Origin of the sequence: Streptomyces sp. NPDC088261, assembly GCF_044740805.1 — a bacterium.
GTDB lineage: Bacteria > Actinomycetota > Actinomycetes > Streptomycetales > Streptomycetaceae > Streptomyces.
Genome location: NZ_JBIURL010000013.1, coordinates 1 through 15,108, shown reverse-complemented (window position 1 = coordinate 15,108; position 15,108 = coordinate 1). Strand labels below are relative to the sequence as shown.

The 15,108-nt window shown below is 71.1% G+C and carries 15 protein-coding genes and 1 pseudogene; 5 read left to right on the top strand and 11 right to left on the bottom strand.

Translation table 11 applies throughout. The features are described 5' to 3' along the window. Nucleotides 1-5: 5 nt before the first annotated feature. The 4 genes from ACIODU_RS23625 to mshA form a co-directional block, all read right to left on the bottom strand. Nucleotides 6-1,613 carry an MFS transporter gene (locus tag ACIODU_RS23625; protein ID WP_401769777.1) on the bottom strand — a complete coding sequence of 536 codons (1,608 nt, stop codon included), beginning with the start codon at nucleotides 1,611-1,613 and terminating at the stop codon, nucleotides 6-8. 93 nt (nucleotides 1,614-1,706) lie between these two features. Further along, nucleotides 1,707-3,449, bottom strand: coding sequence for a glycosyl hydrolase family 28-related protein (locus ACIODU_RS23620; RefSeq protein ID WP_401769776.1), 1,743 nt, complete (start codon nucleotides 3,447-3,449; stop codon nucleotides 1,707-1,709). Nucleotides 3,450-3,561: 112 nt separating this feature from the next. After that, nucleotides 3,562-4,083, bottom strand: coding sequence for a YbjN domain-containing protein (locus ACIODU_RS23615; RefSeq protein WP_356431646.1), 522 nt, complete (start codon nucleotides 4,081-4,083; stop codon nucleotides 3,562-3,564). A gap of 144 nt (nucleotides 4,084-4,227) precedes the next feature. After that, the gene (gene mshA / locus ACIODU_RS23610) at nucleotides 4,228-5,571 is read right to left on the bottom strand and encodes a D-inositol-3-phosphate glycosyltransferase (RefSeq protein WP_356431648.1); all 1,344 of its coding nucleotides are present in this window, start codon (nucleotides 5,569-5,571) and stop codon (nucleotides 4,228-4,230) included. Between the two features lie 229 nt (nucleotides 5,572-5,800). Here mshA and ACIODU_RS23605 point away from each other — a divergent pair, with 229 nt between their 5' ends. From ACIODU_RS23605 to ACIODU_RS23595, 3 genes are all read left to right on the top strand, one after another. Then, nucleotides 5,801-6,640: a class I SAM-dependent methyltransferase gene (locus tag ACIODU_RS23605; RefSeq protein ID WP_401769775.1), complete on the top strand. Its 840-nt coding sequence runs from the start codon at nucleotides 5,801-5,803 to the stop codon at nucleotides 6,638-6,640. 210 nt (nucleotides 6,641-6,850) lie between these two features. Continuing rightward, nucleotides 6,851-7,975 (top strand): NlpC/P60 family protein, encoded by a 1,125-nt coding sequence (locus tag ACIODU_RS23600; protein ID WP_401769897.1) that lies wholly within the window; start codon nucleotides 6,851-6,853, stop codon nucleotides 7,973-7,975. 285 nt (nucleotides 7,976-8,260) lie between these two features. Further along, on the top strand, nucleotides 8,261-9,595 hold the full coding sequence (locus ACIODU_RS23595; RefSeq protein WP_401769774.1) for a PP2C family protein-serine/threonine phosphatase: 1,335 nt from the start codon (nucleotides 8,261-8,263) through the stop codon (nucleotides 9,593-9,595). A gap of 80 nt (nucleotides 9,596-9,675) precedes the next feature. Here ACIODU_RS23595 and ACIODU_RS23590 read toward each other — a convergent pair whose 3' ends face one another. The 4 genes from ACIODU_RS23590 to ACIODU_RS23575 form a co-directional block, all read right to left on the bottom strand. Continuing rightward, nucleotides 9,676-10,014, bottom strand: coding sequence for a DUF2516 family protein (locus tag ACIODU_RS23590; RefSeq protein WP_356431708.1), 339 nt, complete (start codon nucleotides 10,012-10,014; stop codon nucleotides 9,676-9,678). Between the two features lie 170 nt (nucleotides 10,015-10,184). Further along, nucleotides 10,185-10,889 (bottom strand): hypothetical protein, encoded by a 705-nt coding sequence (locus ACIODU_RS23585; protein ID WP_401769773.1) that lies wholly within the window; start codon nucleotides 10,887-10,889, stop codon nucleotides 10,185-10,187. A gap of 17 nt (nucleotides 10,890-10,906) precedes the next feature. Further along, on the bottom strand, nucleotides 10,907-11,443 hold the full coding sequence (locus tag ACIODU_RS23580) for a helix-turn-helix domain-containing protein (protein ID WP_401769772.1): 537 nt from the start codon (nucleotides 11,441-11,443) through the stop codon (nucleotides 10,907-10,909). A gap of 357 nt (nucleotides 11,444-11,800) precedes the next feature. Beyond that, nucleotides 11,801-12,373: a hypothetical protein gene (locus tag ACIODU_RS23575; protein ID WP_401769903.1), complete on the bottom strand. Its 573-nt coding sequence runs from the start codon at nucleotides 12,371-12,373 to the stop codon at nucleotides 11,801-11,803. On the opposite strand from ACIODU_RS23575, the gene ACIODU_RS23570 reads away from it, so the two are divergent. Further along, entirely contained in the window at nucleotides 12,290-12,574 is a 285-nt protein-coding gene (locus ACIODU_RS23570) for a DUF5958 family protein (RefSeq protein ID WP_401769896.1), read from the top strand. The two genes, ACIODU_RS23575 and ACIODU_RS23570, sit on opposite strands and share 84 nt — an antisense overlap. Before the next feature lie 210 nt (nucleotides 12,575-12,784). Here ACIODU_RS23570 and ACIODU_RS23565 read toward each other — a convergent pair whose 3' ends face one another. Further along, on the bottom strand, nucleotides 12,785-13,135 hold the full coding sequence (locus ACIODU_RS23565; RefSeq protein WP_401769771.1) for a hypothetical protein: 351 nt from the start codon (nucleotides 13,133-13,135) through the stop codon (nucleotides 12,785-12,787). A gap of 206 nt (nucleotides 13,136-13,341) precedes the next feature. Here ACIODU_RS23565 and ACIODU_RS23560 point away from each other — a divergent pair, with 206 nt between their 5' ends. Continuing rightward, on the top strand, nucleotides 13,342-13,776 hold the full coding sequence (locus ACIODU_RS23560; RefSeq protein WP_401769770.1) for a VOC family protein: 435 nt from the start codon (nucleotides 13,342-13,344) through the stop codon (nucleotides 13,774-13,776). A 68-nt stretch (nucleotides 13,777-13,844) separates the two neighbouring features. Here ACIODU_RS23560 and ACIODU_RS23555 read toward each other — a convergent pair. Both ACIODU_RS23555 and ACIODU_RS23550 read right to left on the bottom strand, forming a co-directional pair. Continuing rightward, nucleotides 13,845-14,257: pseudogene (locus ACIODU_RS23555) on the bottom strand (transposase). 251 nt (nucleotides 14,258-14,508) lie between these two features. Then, complete coding sequence (locus ACIODU_RS23550) at nucleotides 14,509-15,003, bottom strand: nucleotidyltransferase domain-containing protein (RefSeq protein ID WP_401769769.1); 495 nt, start codon at nucleotides 15,001-15,003, stop codon at nucleotides 14,509-14,511. Nucleotides 15,004-15,108: the final 105 nt, after the last annotated feature.

The following is a 15,108-nucleotide window of genomic DNA, read 5'->3' as shown; positions in this document are numbered from 1 at the left end:
TGGGCTCAGTGATGCTTGTCCTCGGACCCCGGCACCCCCTCCCCCATCACCCGTGTCCCCGGGTGGAACTGTGCGCACACGAACGCCACCGCCAGCGCGCCCGCCATGCCGTAGAACACCACCCTGTTCGCTTCCGCGAAGTCCAGTCTGATCGCGCCGATCGCGTCCCGCGCCGCCTGGGCCGCCGGGCCCGTGCCCGCCGGGGTGCGGGAGTCGGCGGCGCCCGTGACGGATTCCGCGAGGGTGTGGCCCGCGGTGTGGGCGGCGTTGTGCGGTACGCCCCGCGCCTGGGGGGTGTCCGCCACGCGGTCCGTCGTGACGTGCGTGAGGATCGTGCCGAACACCGCCAGGCCCACGCTGGCCGCGTAGTTGCGCAGGGTCTGGAGTACGCCGGTGACCTCGCCGTACGACGCGCCGATCGAGCGGTTCACCGCGTCGGTCGACGCCGGGGAGAGCAGGAAGCCGACGCCCGCGCCGGCGAGGGCCACGTACGGCCACTGGTCGTGCATCGACAGGTCGGTCAACTTGCTGGCCCACAGAGCGAATCCGACCGTCCCCAGCAGCGTCCCGATCCTGATCGTCGGGCGCGCGCCCCGGTGGTCCAGGATCCGCCCGCCCCACTGGGAGGCGAGGGCGAAGCCGATGAAGAAGTAGAGGAGGTAGAGGCCGGCCTGGTTCGGGGAGGCGCTCAGCGAGACCTGCGCGTACACAGAAGCGAAGAAGAAGACCGGGACGAACGCGATCATCGCGAAGAACAGCACCAGCGCGTCGACGGTGAACGCCCGGTCCTCGAAGACCCGGAGCTTGACGAGCGGGTCGGGGATCCGCAGCTGGTAGAGGCAGAACACCGCCAGGATCGCCAGCCCGCCCACGACGCAGCCCCACGTCGCGCCGGAACCCCACCCCCACGTGGCCGCCTGCTGGAGACCCGCCACGCTCAGCCCCATCCCGGCCGCGACCAGGACCGCGCCCGGTACGTCCAGGGGTTCGCGGTGGCCCGTACGGGGGATGCGGGCGCGCGCCGCCAGCGCGAGGGCGATCACGGCGACCGGCACGTTGATCCAGAAGATCGCCCGCCACGTCCAGTCGGTGAGCGCGCCTCCGAGGATCGGGCCGATGGCGGTCAGGCCGCCCGACAGGCCGAAGAACACCGCGAGGGCGCGGCCCCGCCGCTCCACCGGGAACACCGTGATGACCACGGCGAGGGCGGCGGGGAAGAGCAGCGCCGCGCCCGTGCCCTGGGTGGCGCGGAAGATGATCAGCCACTCCTCCGCGAAGTCCCCCTTCGGGACCGCGCCGCAGAGGATGGACGAGATCACGAAGACGAGGGTGCCGATCACCATGATCCGGCGGTGGCCGAAGATGTCGGCGAGCCGCCCGCCGAGGGCGAAGAACGCGGCGAGCGTGAGCAGATAGGCGTTGATCACCCACTGCATGCCGGAGGCGGTGAGCCCCAGTTCGTGGATGATGTCGGGCGCGGCGATGGCCACGATGGTCTGGTCGATGAACGTCATCGAGACGGCGAAGAGCATCGCCGCCAGGGCGAGGGTCTGGCGGGGGGTCCCGGGGGCGGCGCCCGCACCACGCGGGGAGATGTCCTCTTTGTCGCTCATGCGAGAATCTTGCCCGGGGCGGCCCGTCCCGCGTGCGCGTACGGGCCGCCCGGCGCGTCCCGGGTCTTCGCCCGCGCCCCGAGAGCGCGTCGACTACCCCAGGTCCCGCTGCGCCTCGTACAGGTTGCGCGGCCTCAGCTCCTCCGGTGTCCCGTACGCCTCCAGCCGCGCGTGCAGTTCGCCCGTGAAGTCCGGTACGTCGATCTGGTCGAACTCCCGCACCTCGCTGATCCCCGCCGTCACGCTGTACGGCGCGATCTCGTCGATCTTGACGAGGCCCGCGCGCCCGTTGGTGACGGTGACGTTCCAGTGCGCGAAGCGCGCCCCGTACAGCGGGCCCGCGATCGCGTCGCCGCCGTGCCGGCCGTTGTTCTCGACCGTGATCTCGGTCCGTACGCTCGCGAAGGGCATCCCCCGGTGCGTGTCGAACGTGCCCATCTCCATCCGGCCGCGCGACCAGACGTTGTGGCTGGACAGGCCCTCGGTGTTGATGCCGTGCAGCTGCGTGCCCGCGGGCGCCGGGACCGTACGCTGCTCGATCACGAAGTCCTCGACGAGGTTGTCGTGCGAACCCTCGCGGCAGAAGTACGGGTGGTGGGAGCCGCGCCCCGCCACGCGTGTACGGCGCAGGGTGCAGGCGGACGCGGCGACCAGGCCGAAGCCGTTGTCGACGTGGCGTACGACGATGTCGTCGGCCCAGCAGTCATAAGCGCACTGGAACGCGACGCCGTTGTACCCCTTGTCGAGCAGGTGCGGGGACTGCGGCGTCTCCACCGCTTCCAACGTCAGGCCCTCCACACCGGAGTTGGTGAGCGGGGCGACGAGCGTGGTGAGCCTCGGGTCCCACTCGGGCCGTACGTCGAGCGGCAACGGCCTTTCCAGGGTGAGCCGGTGGCCCCGTACGGAGACGATCCGCACCGGCCACTCGTACGGCACGTACGACGTCAGCTTCGTCATCGCGGGCCAGTCGTAGGCCGCCGGTCCCGCTCCGCCGCCCGCCATTTGCTGGAGGAGCGAGTGGTCGGTGTCGTCGGCGAGTTGGAGCAGGACCAGCTGCCCGCGCTCGACGGCCGAGGGGTCCTCGACGGTCACCGTACGGTCGCCGCGCCGGGCGGGAGCGACGGCGGTGAGGGTGCGCCACTCGTCGCGTTTGTTGCCGGTCCAGCCCTCGAAGGGCCACGCCTGCGCCTTGATGGCGGCGGTGAGAGAGGCCCAACGCTCCTGCGGGCAGAGCCAGATGAGGCCGCCGGCCCAGGACCAGCTGGACTTGTCGCCGCCGTAGCGGCTGCCGTACCTGCCGATGATCTCGGTGAGGTTCCGGGTCGCGAGGAGTGTCGTACGGCCGCTGCCCGCGCCGCGCAGGACCACGTCGCTGTGGCCGATCCGGATGACGTCGTCGATGCGGTACGTGCCGGGCGGGACGGTGACCGTGCCCCCGCCGCGCGCTCCGGCGGCGGCGAGGGCACGGTTGATCGCGGGGGCGTCGTCCGCGGAGCCGTCGCCCCGGGCGCCGTACTTCTTCACGTCGGCGACGACGGGGAGGCGGGGGAAGCGGGTGGCGCCCGCGCGGCGGCCGGCCTTCCCGACGTACGGGATCTGCGGGTGGGTGTACGGCGACCTGGTGAACTCCCGCCAGAGCGGGGAGATCCGGGGCGCGGGCGGCCTGCGCGCACCGGCCGTCGCGGTGCCGGGGGCGGCGCCGGCCGCCGTCACTCCGGCGGCTACGACGACGGCGCTCCTGAGCAGCGTCCTTCTGGCGAGGGCGCTTTGACGGGCCTGGCCGACGTGACTGTCCTGACTGCCCTGACCGACGTGACCGGCCTGACCGTCCTTCATGGGATCCGCCTCCACATACGTGAACAATGTTCAGGTGTACACATGGAGTTGTGAGCATGACATGGCGCCAGGTGGCACGGGAAGGGGCAGGACGGGTCCGGAAGGCGGTTGCCTACGCTTGCGTTGACCGCTCGGTCAGGTGGGTGAACGCGTCCAGGTTCCGCGTGGACTCCCCCCGCGACACCCGCCACGCGTACTCCTTGCGGATCGCGCTCGCGAAACCCAGCTCCAGCAGGGTGTTGAACGAACCGTCCGCCGCCTCCAGCACCGACCCGAGCAGCCGGTCGATCTCCTCCTCGGTGACCGCCGCGAGCGGGATCTTCCCGGCCAGGTAGATGTCGCCGAGGCTGTCGATCGCGTAACTCACCCCGTACAGCTTGAGATTGCGCTCCAGCAGCCAGCGGTGGACCGCCTCGTCGTTCTCGTCGGGGTGCCGGATCACGAAGGCGTTCACGGACAGGGCGTGCCGGCCGACGCGCAGGGAGCAGGTGGTGGAGAGCTTGCGGGTGCCGGGGAGGGTGACGACGTACGTCCCCGGCTCGGGGCTCTCCCACGCCAGGTCCGCGCCGCCGAGCAGCTGCTCGATGACCTGGGAGGCGTGGGTCTCGGACGGGGTCCGCGGTGCGTCAGCCATGGTGCGAATGTACGTCAGCGGGTGCGACGGCGGGCGTGGGCACGAGCGTGGGCGCGGGCGACCCCCGGACCCCGGACCCCGGACGCGGGCGACCCCCGGACCCCGGCCCCCGGACCCCCGGACCCCCGGACCCCCGGAAGGGATTCACCCGTGATGCGCGTGCCCCCGCCGCCGGTGGCTCGCCACCGCCGCCGTGTAGACCTCCGCCGTCGCCGACGCCGCCGTGTCCCAGCCGAAGCACTGCGCGTGCCGGGTCGCCGCCGCGCCCATCCGGTCCACCAGCCGCGGGTGGTCCAGGAAGTCGCGCAGCACGCGCGCGTACGCCGCCGGATCGTGCCCCGGTACGAGGAAGCCGGTCGACCCGTCCCGTACCGCCACCGGAAGACCACCCACGGCCGCCGCCACCACGGGGGTGCCCGCCGCCTGGGCCTCTATGGCGACGAGGCCGAAGGACTCGCTGTACGAGGGCATGACCAGCACGGACGCCGCGCGGAACCAGTCGGCGAGCTGCTCCTGCCCGACCGGCGGCCGGAACCGCACCACATCGGCGATCCCGAGGCGCGCGGCGAGCTTCTGGAGGCCCTCCGGCTTGGCCAGGCCCGTACCGCTGGGTCCGCCGACGACCGGTACGACCAGTCGCGTACGGAGGGAGGGGTCCTGGTCCAGGAGGACGGCGACGGCGCGCAACAGCACGTCGGGGGCCTTGAGCGGCTGGATCCGGCCGGCGAAGAGCGGGATGAACGCGTCCTGCGGCAGCCCGAGGCGGGCGCGGGCGGCGGCCCTGCCGTCGGCGGGCGAGAAACAGTCGAGATTCACGCCGGGGTGCACGACGGCGGCCTTCGCGGGGTCCGCGTCGTAGAAGCGGACGAGGTCGTCGGCCTCCTCCTGCGTGTTGGCGATCAGCCGGTCGGCGGCGCGCACGATCTGCGTCTCGCCGATCACCCGGGCCGCGGGCTCGGGTGTGTCGCCCTCGGCGAGCGCGGCGTTCTTGACCTTGGCCATGGTGTGCATGGCGTGGACGAGGGGGACGCCCCAGCGTTCGGAGGCGAGCCAGCCGACGTGTCCCGACAGCCAGTAGTGGGAGTGCACCAGGTCGTAGTAGCCGGGGCGCTGGCCGGCCCAGGCCTGCATCACGCCGTGGGTGAAGGCGCAGAGCTGCGCGGGCAGTTCCTCCTTGGCCAGGCCCTCGTAGGGGCCCGCGTCCACGTGCCGTACGAGCACGCCGGGCGCCAGCTCCACGGCGGGCGGCAGGGCGCCGGTGGTGGCGCGCGTGAAGATCTCCACCTCGATGTCGAGGGTGGCCAGGCGCTTCGCCAGCTCGACGATGTAGACGTTCATCCCGCCCGCGTCGCCCGTCCCCGGCTGATGCAGCGGGGAGGTGTGGACGCTCAGCATGGCGATCCGCCGGGGCCTGCGCGACTGGCCGGGAACGCGCGGTCTGGGCGGCGACGCCATCACGCCGGCGATGCGGGAGACGGACTGGCTCACGTCTGCGGTCCTCTCGCTCAGGGCACTCGCTCAGGTCACTCGCTCGGGCACGGCGAAGAGAGGGCGTGCGGCACCCTCCGACCCGGCACAACAGCGGAATGCGTCCTTGCATTTCCCTCTTTGCCAAATCGTTGCCGGGGGACGCTGAACCCTCGGACGGATCCCGGGGCGGATCTGGGGCGCCGGGAGGAATCCCGGGGTGCGTCCGGCCTTCGTTACGCTCCTTTCCATGGCCGCGCGCTCCACCCCTTCCTCCCCCTCCGTTCCCCGCCCTGTGGGCACGGTCACACGCGGCACCACCCACCAGAACCGGCTGCGCCGGATGGACCGCTGGATCGCCGCCGTGCACGGGCCGGCCCTGCGGCGCTCGGCCGATCCCGTGGTGGTGGACCTGGGGTACGGGGCGGCGCCCTGGACGGCCGTCGAGCTGCTGCGGCGGCTGCGGGCGGCGGAGCCGCGTACCGAGGTCGTCGGGATCGAGATCGACCCGGTGCGGGTCGCGGCGGCGCTGCCGTACGAGGAGGACGGGCTGCGCTTCCGGCACGGCGGCTTCGAGATACCGCTGCCGGGGGACGGACGGCCGGCGGACCGGCGGCCGGTGCTCGTCCGGGCCGCCAATGTGCTGCGGCAGTACGAGGAGGGCGAGGTCGCCGCGGTCTGGGCGCGGCTGTGCGCGCGCCTCGCGCCGGACGGGCTGCTGGTGGAGGGGACGTGCGACGAGATCGGGCGGCGGCACGTGTGGGTCGCGCTCGGGCCCGAGGGGCCGCGTACGGTCACCTTCGCGACGCGGCTCGGCTCGCTGGGCCGCCCCTCCGACCTGGCGGAACGGCTGCCGAAGGCGCTGATCCACCGCAACGTCCCTGGCGAACCGGTCCACGCGTTCCTGCGGGACTTCGACCGGGCGTGGGCGGCGGCGGCGCCGTACGCCTCGTTCGGCGCGCGGCAGCGGTGGGTCAGGGCCGTACGGGATCTGTCGGCCGACTGGCCGGTGGGGTCCGACGCGCGGCGGTGGCGGCAGGGAGAGGTGACGGTGGAGTGGGCGGCGCTGGCGCCGGGCGGGACGCGGTGAGGCCCGGTGAGGGCCGGTGAGGAGTCAACGGCCCCGTCGCCCCTGTCGCTTTGACCGAGGGCGTGGCACGATTCCCGACGGTACGTGAAGTGCTGCGCGAGGCACGTCGGTTCGGGTGTTCAGCCGGACGACATCTCGCGGACGCCGTTCGCCCGTGCTGATCGCCGATGATGTTCACAGATGCCGTTCGCCGTTGATGTGGGGGAGTTCGTGGGCCGACGACGCAGTGCCGCCGCCGCGATCACGCTGGTCTGCGCTCTCGCCGCGCTGGCGTCGCCCCGGGCGATGAGCGGCGCGTACGCGGCTCCCGCGCCGCCCGCTCCCTCGCTTTCCCCGTCGGCCGTACCGCCGCCGCCCGTCGAACTCCCCCCGGGCGCCGGGCGGTCGGGCACCCCCGGCAAGAAGTCGCTGGACGACGTACGGATCGAGCTGGACGCCCTCTACGAGAAGGCCGCGTCCGCGACCGACGCGTACAACCTCGCCGACGAGCAGTACCAGAGGCTGTCGGCGGAGGTGTCGGCGCTGACGCGGGATCTCGTCCGGGGCCAGGCCCGTATCGACGAGCTGAACAAGTCCGCGGGGGCCGCCGCGCGGGCGCAGTACCGGGGCGGCGGGCTGCCGCCCGAGGCGCAGTTGGTGCTCACCGACGACCCCGGCCTCTTCCTGGACGGGGTGGGGCGGTTCCAGGAGAGCCAGCGCGCCACCCACCGCCTGATCGCCGAACTGACGCGGGCGCAGGAGGACTTGAAGACGTACGCGCAGGACGCCGGTACGGAGTGGGCGAAGCTGGAGGTCAGCCGGGCCAAGAAGGAGAAGGCCAAGGAGGAGATCACGAAGCAGATCGCCGCGGCCGAGAAGATAGAGGCCGGTCTGGAGAAGGAAGACCTCGCGCGGCTGGCGCGGCTCCAGGACGAAGCGGCGCTCAGGGCGCAGTCGGCGTGGCTCGGGTCCGGGGCGCTCAAGGACATCAACCGCGGGGCGAGCGCCCAGGGCAAGCAGGCGATCGCGTTCGCGACGGCGCAGATCGGCAAGCCGTACGTGTGGGGGGCCGAGGGGCCGTCCTCGTACGACTGCTCGGGGCTGACCTCGGAGGCGTGGTCGGCGGCCGGGCGGACCATCCCCCGTACGTCCCAGGAGCAGTGGCGGCTGCTGCCGAGGGTCCCGGTCACGGACCTGCGGCCCGGCGATCTGATCATCTACTTCGAGGACGCGAGCCACGTGGGGATGTACGTGGGCGACGGCACGATCGTGCACGCGCCGCGGCCGGGGCGGAACGTGACGCTGGCGGGGGCGGGCACGATGCGGATCCTCGGGGTCGTACGGCCGGACAAGTAGCGCGGGACCCGCACCACGCGTGCGGGCAGCGCCAGGGGGGCCGAAGCGAGTGGCTTGTATGTGACACGAGCCACGGCCGGGGCGGCGAACCTCTCACCCCCACGTGATGTTTGTCATGACCGGATATGCCGAAACCCGCCTGATGTGTTACCGCCGGCGGCATATGACGGTGGCTCTTCCTTCGCCCGCCATTCCGTTCCGGGGCCCGCTACCGCTATGGTCCCCGTCTGGCGGGGCGCAGATCGTCCTCCGCCGCCCTCGGGGGGAGGGAAGGAACCAAGAACGATGTCCGTACCCGCTCCCGTGCCGAGGCAGCGCACGAGTTCGCCGACCGTGCCGGCGACCGCCACCACAGCGGCGGCTCTCCCTTCGGCGCTCCCCTCCGCGCTCCCTTCCACGCCCCCCTCCGCGCTCCCCGAGGAGCGTCGGTATCCGGCCACCGAGACCGCCAAGAACGGCGACCTGGTGCTGCTGGTGATCGAGGACGACCCGCGGCGTACCTTCACCGCCCCCGAGCACCCCGAGGGCGCGGGTGTCCGGGTCCGGGTCCGTACCGCCCGCAACCTCACCGAGGCCGAGCGGCTGCTCACGGACGACATCCACTGCATCCTCGTGGACCTCGCCCTGCCCGGTTCCGACGACGGTGACGACCTGGCCCTGCTCAAGCACGTCCTGCGGCTGGCTCCCCGCCACGCCGTCCTCGCGCTGGCGGCGGAGGGCGACGGCGAGCGGGCGGCGGCGGCCGTACGGGTCGGGGCGCAGGACTTCCTCTTCCGCGACGAACTGGACGGGCGGCTGCTGAGCCGGGCGATCCGGTACGCGGTCGAACGCAAGCGCGCCGACATCGCGCAGCGCCAGCTCACCGAGTCGCGGCTGCGCGCGCAGGAGAACGCCCGGCTGGAGCGCGGGCTGCTCCCCACTCCCCTGCTCCAGGGCTCCGACCTGCGCTTCGCGGCCCACTACCGGCCCGGCAGATCGCGGGCGCTGCTGGGCGGGGACTTCTACGACACGGTCCGTACGCCGGACGGCACCGTCCACGCGATGATCGGCGACGTGTGCGGGCACGGCCCGGACGAGGCGGCGCTGGGTGTGGAGCTGCGGATCGCGTGGCGGGCGCTGACGCTGGCGGGGCTCAGCGGGGACCGGCTGCTCTCGACGCTCCAGCAGGTGCTGGAGCACGAGCGGGAGAGCGAGGAGATCTTCGCGACGCTCTGCACGGTGGACATCGCGCCGGACGGCCGGCGGGCCGGGCTGTGCCTGGCCGGGCACCCGTCACCGCTGGTGCGGCGGGCGGGGGCGGCGGCGCGGCTGCTCCCGTACGAGGACGGCGGGCCGGCCCTGGGGCTGCTGCCGCGCGCCCGCTGGCCCCGGCTCCAGGTCGAGCTGGGCGGGGCGTGGAGTCTGATGATGTACACGGACGGGCTGATCGAGGGGCGCGTGGGCCCCGGGGAGAAGCAGCGGCTGGGTCAGGACGGCATGGTGGAGATGATCAACCGGCAGCTGGCGGCGGGGCTCCGGGGCGACGAGCTGCTGGAGGCGGCGGTGGCGGAGGCGCGGGAGCTGAACGGCGGGGAGCTGACGGACGACGTGGCGGTGCTGGTGCTGGACCGGGGCGAGTGATTGCTCACGCCGGGGGGCGGGTTGCCGGGGGGGGTGACCGCCGGGGGGCGCGTGACCGCCGGGGGGGCGGGTGACCGCCGTCACCGACCGCCGTTGTAGGGCCCGTAAGGGCCGTCGCTGCTCGACCCGCCGCTGCGGCGTCCGCCGCCGGAGACCTGGCGGAGGGCGGGCCGTACGTCGACCATGAAGACGATCGTGGCGACGAGTCCGGCGATCTGGAGGAAGAGGACGCTGGACAGGAAGAAGTCCACGGCCACCACCACACCGAGGATGATCAGCCAGAAGCTCTTGGTCTTCTTGTCGGCCGCCGGGTAGGCGTCCTTGCGGGCCGTCGCGGCGAAGATCAGCGCGACGACGGCGAACACGAGCATCGCGAGGCTGAGAAGCACGAAAATATTGTTGAACCCTGAGATCAACACGCTGAGCACCGCCTAATGACCCGATGAGTGGTGAAGCGCCAGGAACGCCCTGTCACGCCAAGGTACCGAAGGTACCGGGAGAACGAGCCGGACACGGGTGAGGTGCCCGGCCCGCTCTCTCCGTAACCGCTATCGCTCCGGGGCCGCGACCGCGACGCACGGCGCCGGGGTCACTTGCCGGACGGGTCGGACGTACCGGATGCGCCGGACGGGCCGGTCGTGCCGGACGGCGGGGTCGTCTTGCGGGGGGTGGTCCTGCGCGGGGTGGTCTTGCGGGCCGCGGCCGACTTGGCGGCCGGCCTGGCGGCGGGCTTGGCGGGAGCCGGCTTGCTCTCGGCCGTCCCGTCCGTCTTGGGCGCGGCCTTCGCGTCGGCGGCCTTCGCGGGGCCGGGCTTGGCGGGAGCGGGCTTGGCGGCCGGCTTGGGGGCGGTCTCGGGCTCGACGGCGACGGCGATCTCGGTGATCTCCTCCGCGGCCTCACCACGCCAGGCCCGTACGGTCTGCTCGCCGCGCTCGGCGACCTTCTCGTACGTCTCACGCGCCCGGACCGCGTACTCGGCGGCCACGCCCACACTGCGCAGCGCCAGGTCCTGGGCGGTCTCGCCGAGCTTCTTCAGGTCGGCCGGGTCGAACGCCCCGAACACCTCGGTGACCCTGGCCTGGGCCTCCTTGGCCTGGTCGGCGACGCGGTCCTGGACGACCTTGGGGTCGGTGTTCCGCATGGCGTCGATCCGGGCCGGGGCCTCGGACCGCAGCTGCTCGATCAGGCCGGGCACCTTCCTGGCCTGCTCGACGGCGAGGTCGGCGGTGCCGGCGGCGAAGTAGAGGGGGGTCGGGTCGGTGAACGTCTTGCGCAGGTCATCGGCGAGGGCCATGACAGTGATCCTCCGGATCAGGGGGTGGTGGGTGGCTTGGGGGCACCACCGTCGGCGGTGCCTTCGACGTCTCCGGCATCCTCGGCGCGCCCGGCGTCCTCGGCGTCAGCGCCTCCGGCGCCGTCGGCGTCCTCGACGGCGAGGGCGGCGGCGACACTCTCCGCGTCGGCCCCGAGCTTCGCGCCCAACGTCGCCTCGACCGTCGACTCGAATCCGTTCTCCTTGCGGAAGGACTCGTAGATCTGGAGCAGCACCTGCTTCTGCCGCTCGTTTATGGACGGATCGGCGAGGAGGACGGCACGCGTCTCCAGCTCCTGCCGCTCTCGCTCGTCCAACATCCCCGCCTGCACGTACAGCGTCTCCGCGGAGATCCGCAGCGCCTTGGCGAGCTGCTGGAGGATGTCCGCGCTGGGCTTGCGCAGACCCCGTTCGATCTGGCTGAGGTACGGATTGGACACCCCGGCGGCATCGGCGAGCTGCCGCAACGAAAGCCGCGCCGTGCGCCGCTGCTCGCGCAGGTACTCACCGAGATTGCCGACGTTGAGTGATGCCATGCCTTCATGCTGCACCACCCCCGCTAACTTTTGCAAGCACAACGCTTGCAAAAGTGTCCCCCCTCAGGCGAGGTCGTCGTCCACCTGGGCGCGATCGAAGTGTCCGGTCCCTTTGATGCGTAGGCAGTCCCGGTCTTCTGTGGGCATGGGCGGTGCAGTCCCGGTCATGTGTGGGCAAGTGGTGGGGTGTTCCGGCCTTCGGCAGGAGAGTTTGACGCCTTCAAAGCCGCGTTCGCCCGCCGGCTCCCAGCCGAGAGCCCCCTCCGGACGACAGCACGCCCCTGGTTCCACCGCGAACTACGCCGGATGGCCACCCGGATCAGCAACGCCCGTTCTGGGGCCGCCTCACTGCCGCGTTCACTTCATGATCTTCGCGCGGGTGGCCTCGGCTCGGTCGAAGATGACTGTCACGTCGTCGGAGGCGAATAGGAACCGGTCGCCTTCCCAGCGTCCAGCGGCGATCCAGACGGATTCCAATGGGCTTCCCGGCAACTCGTTTGAGTCGAGGTCCAAGCGCACCCAGCACGGTGTCGCCTCTCCTGAAATCCAGTCGACCCAGGCCATCTCGGTGCCGATGATCTGCCGCCCCAGCAGTCGCCGCCAGCGAGGATGGGTGCCGACCGGCAGGACGGCCGGGCCCCATGGCTCTCCGACGTTGACGAGGAACTCCTCAACGGGACGATCGAAGACCTCCAGGCCGTAGGAGCCGAAGGTGCTGCCCCAGGTGAAGGTGAACACGACTCCGATGTCCATGGTCAGCCGGCAGCCATGAGTCGGTTCGTGCGACATTCCGTAGTCCCAGGTCAGTGGCTCGCGCCCGCCCTCGTCGCTTCCGGTCATCAGCGCATACTCGACACTCATGATGCGCAGGCCTCGAAGCGAATCCACGACGCGCTCCAACTGCGGCTGAGTGAGTCGAGGAAGGGTCATGTCAGTGATGATCTCACTGGTCGACCAGGCGCCACCGCTGATTTCTCCGCCCGAATCAACGACGAGCGCCTCAAGTCATTCCGGCTACTGATCGCGGTGCTGGCCGTCGCCGGCGAACGCCGACGAGAGCGCTTCTGCTCCGACGGTTGCGGCCACGCGTGGCATCGCCTGTCTGTCGACATCCCTGAAGCCTCGGCCTGATTCCCTCGCACTTGTAGGGTCTCGCGGCTCGTGTCATGACGCAGCGTGCTGACCAGCAAGATTCGGATGGGTCTCAGAGGGGCGCACCGATGCCCTTGTCTCGAATTCCGTGGCACTTCCTCGGCAAGCGCTGGAAGATGGCGATGTGCCGCTCCCCTACGTCTATCGCGTCGGCAAGTACGACCCCGCCGACCGTGACGATCACGGGAACTACACCGGCACCGCGGACACCGTCACGGCGAGATCGAGGCGGCCTATCTTCAGGTGGTCGAGGCGTTCGCCGCGGACACCAGCATCGACCATCTGTCTGTCCGCGAGCCGGAGGTCTCGTCTCTTGCTCACTTCGGCCTTGAGAGATCTCTGGACTGCTTCGGTCTCGACAGGCTCCTTCCCGGCGGTCCTGCCGACTTCCACGACGGAACAGAGATGCCGCTGGACGTCGGGCTGGAGCTGATTCGACTCATGCTGCGCGACAGCGGCGCCTGGTGCCGGCTGGAGGTGGACGACGTTTTCGCAGTGCACGTCGGGTGGGACCAGTACCTCTACGTCCGAAGCAGCCAACCCTGCCAAGGAGCTCTCACGGCCACCCCGGGCGGCCAGCCGCTAAGGGCTGTCCCGTAAGTGATCTTTGGCCGGGAGTGAATCCTGGGTCTCCCGGTTCACCCCTGCAACCGCACGACACAGCAGCGGATGGCAGGGGGGTCCCCCCGGCAAGGTGCGGATCCACCCACCCGGGGAGAGGGCAGAGCCCCTGTTATCGTGCGCCGATGTCCACGATCAAGCAGTTCCAAGTGACCTTCGACTGCGCGGACCCTGCGCGTCTCGCCGGCTTCTGGTGCGAGGTGCTGGGGTATGTCGTACCTCCGGTCCCGACGGGGTTCGCCACTTGGGAGGACTACCACCGCTCGCTGCCGCCTGAGGATCAGGTGATCTACTTTGCGTGCAGTGATCCCTCGGGTGTGGGTCCGCGTGTGCTCTTCCAGCGCGTTCCCGAAGGGAAGGTCGTCAAGAACCGGCTACATCTTGACGTGCGGGCCGGTATCGGGCTCGTGGGTGAGGAGCGCCTGGCCACGCTTGAAGCCGAATGCGCACGGCTGGTCGCGCTTGGCGCGGTACATGTGCGAACGATGCGTGCCGACGGCGAGAACGAGTCCTGCATCGTGATGCAGGATATTGAAGGCAACGAATTCTGTCTCGACTGAGGACCTCCGAGCCGACGAGGTAGGGGGCAGTCTCCCTTGGACCTCGCTGGTCTCGTATGCGGCGGGAGTCATCCCGCGAGAGCGAGGTTGTGCAGCCGAGCGTGGCGTGGTGGACGCCGTCGCCCTTGAGACGGCAGTCACGGAGGATCTTCCAGGTCTTCATGCGGGCGAAGACGTGCTCGACGCGGGCGCGGACCTGTTTGTACGAGCGATTCCGCTCCTGCTTCCAGCCTGGCAGCTCCTCGCCCGGGGTGCGGCGGTGGCGCATCAGGAGACCGGTGCCCGGATAGCCGCCGTCGGCCACCGGTAAGCGACGACAACAGCACCCGGTCCTCCAGCGGCAGTCCCCACGGCCGGCCCTGGCCCGGGAGCCGGCGCCCCCACGGCGCAACGCGGTCACCACCTTGCCGAAGGCGCGCGGGCTCAGGCCGGTGAACGGGGCTGTCCAGGACGGCTCGGACGCCGTGATCACACCTGACACGGTCAAGATCATCGCAGAGCAAGATTACTTACGGGACAGCCCTCAGCTCTCCACGGGAAGCGCCGCTGACGTGTGTGTCTCAGTGGCCGGACAGCGGGCATCCTGCCTGAGATTTGGCCAGAAGTTCTGAGGCCCTACAGCGCTTCCGCGCCTACCGGGCCAGCGGCCGTAGGGAAAACATCGCGCTCAGCTTCGGCATGGGGCCCGGACCTGGGGCTTCACGCCGTTCCGCGCCGGATGGGCGGTGGGGGTCAGAAGTGTGTGGTGATTCCGAAGGCTCGGTGGAGGTGGGTCATGTCGTGGCGGTCGCGATCTCTAGGTTCGTATCCCTGGTGGAAGTGGACCTGTTGCTCGGCGGAGAGGCAGGGGACGGGGGTGCCCTTGATCGTGCCGGTCACGAAGCACGCGGACGGGTAGAGGAAGGGGCGCTCCGGGTCGGGGGACGCCTGTATCGCCGAGCCGTCGTCGGCGAAGACGAGGGGGTGGAGGTCGATCTCCCGGCCGTCCGGGGCCGTGACGACGAATCGGACGGGTCTCCAGTTCAGGGTCTCGGCGAAACCCGCTCCGGAGAGGGCGGACATGACGGCGGGCTCTTGCTCCTGGCGGTGCATCAGGTCCAAGTCGTCGTGGTCCCGGGTCTGTTCGCCGATCAGGGCGTCGATCCCCCAGCCTCCGCCGACCCAGACATCCACGTCGGCCCGGCGCAGCAGGGCCAGGACGGACAACACGTCTTCTGCGGTCATCATGCGACACAGGCTAGGGCGTGTCCGCGAAGTGGGGTCGTCCGCCCGGAGGGCGGGGCTCGCGGCGTCTGGTGCGTGCGATCGCAAGGCGGAGGACCCACCCCGTAC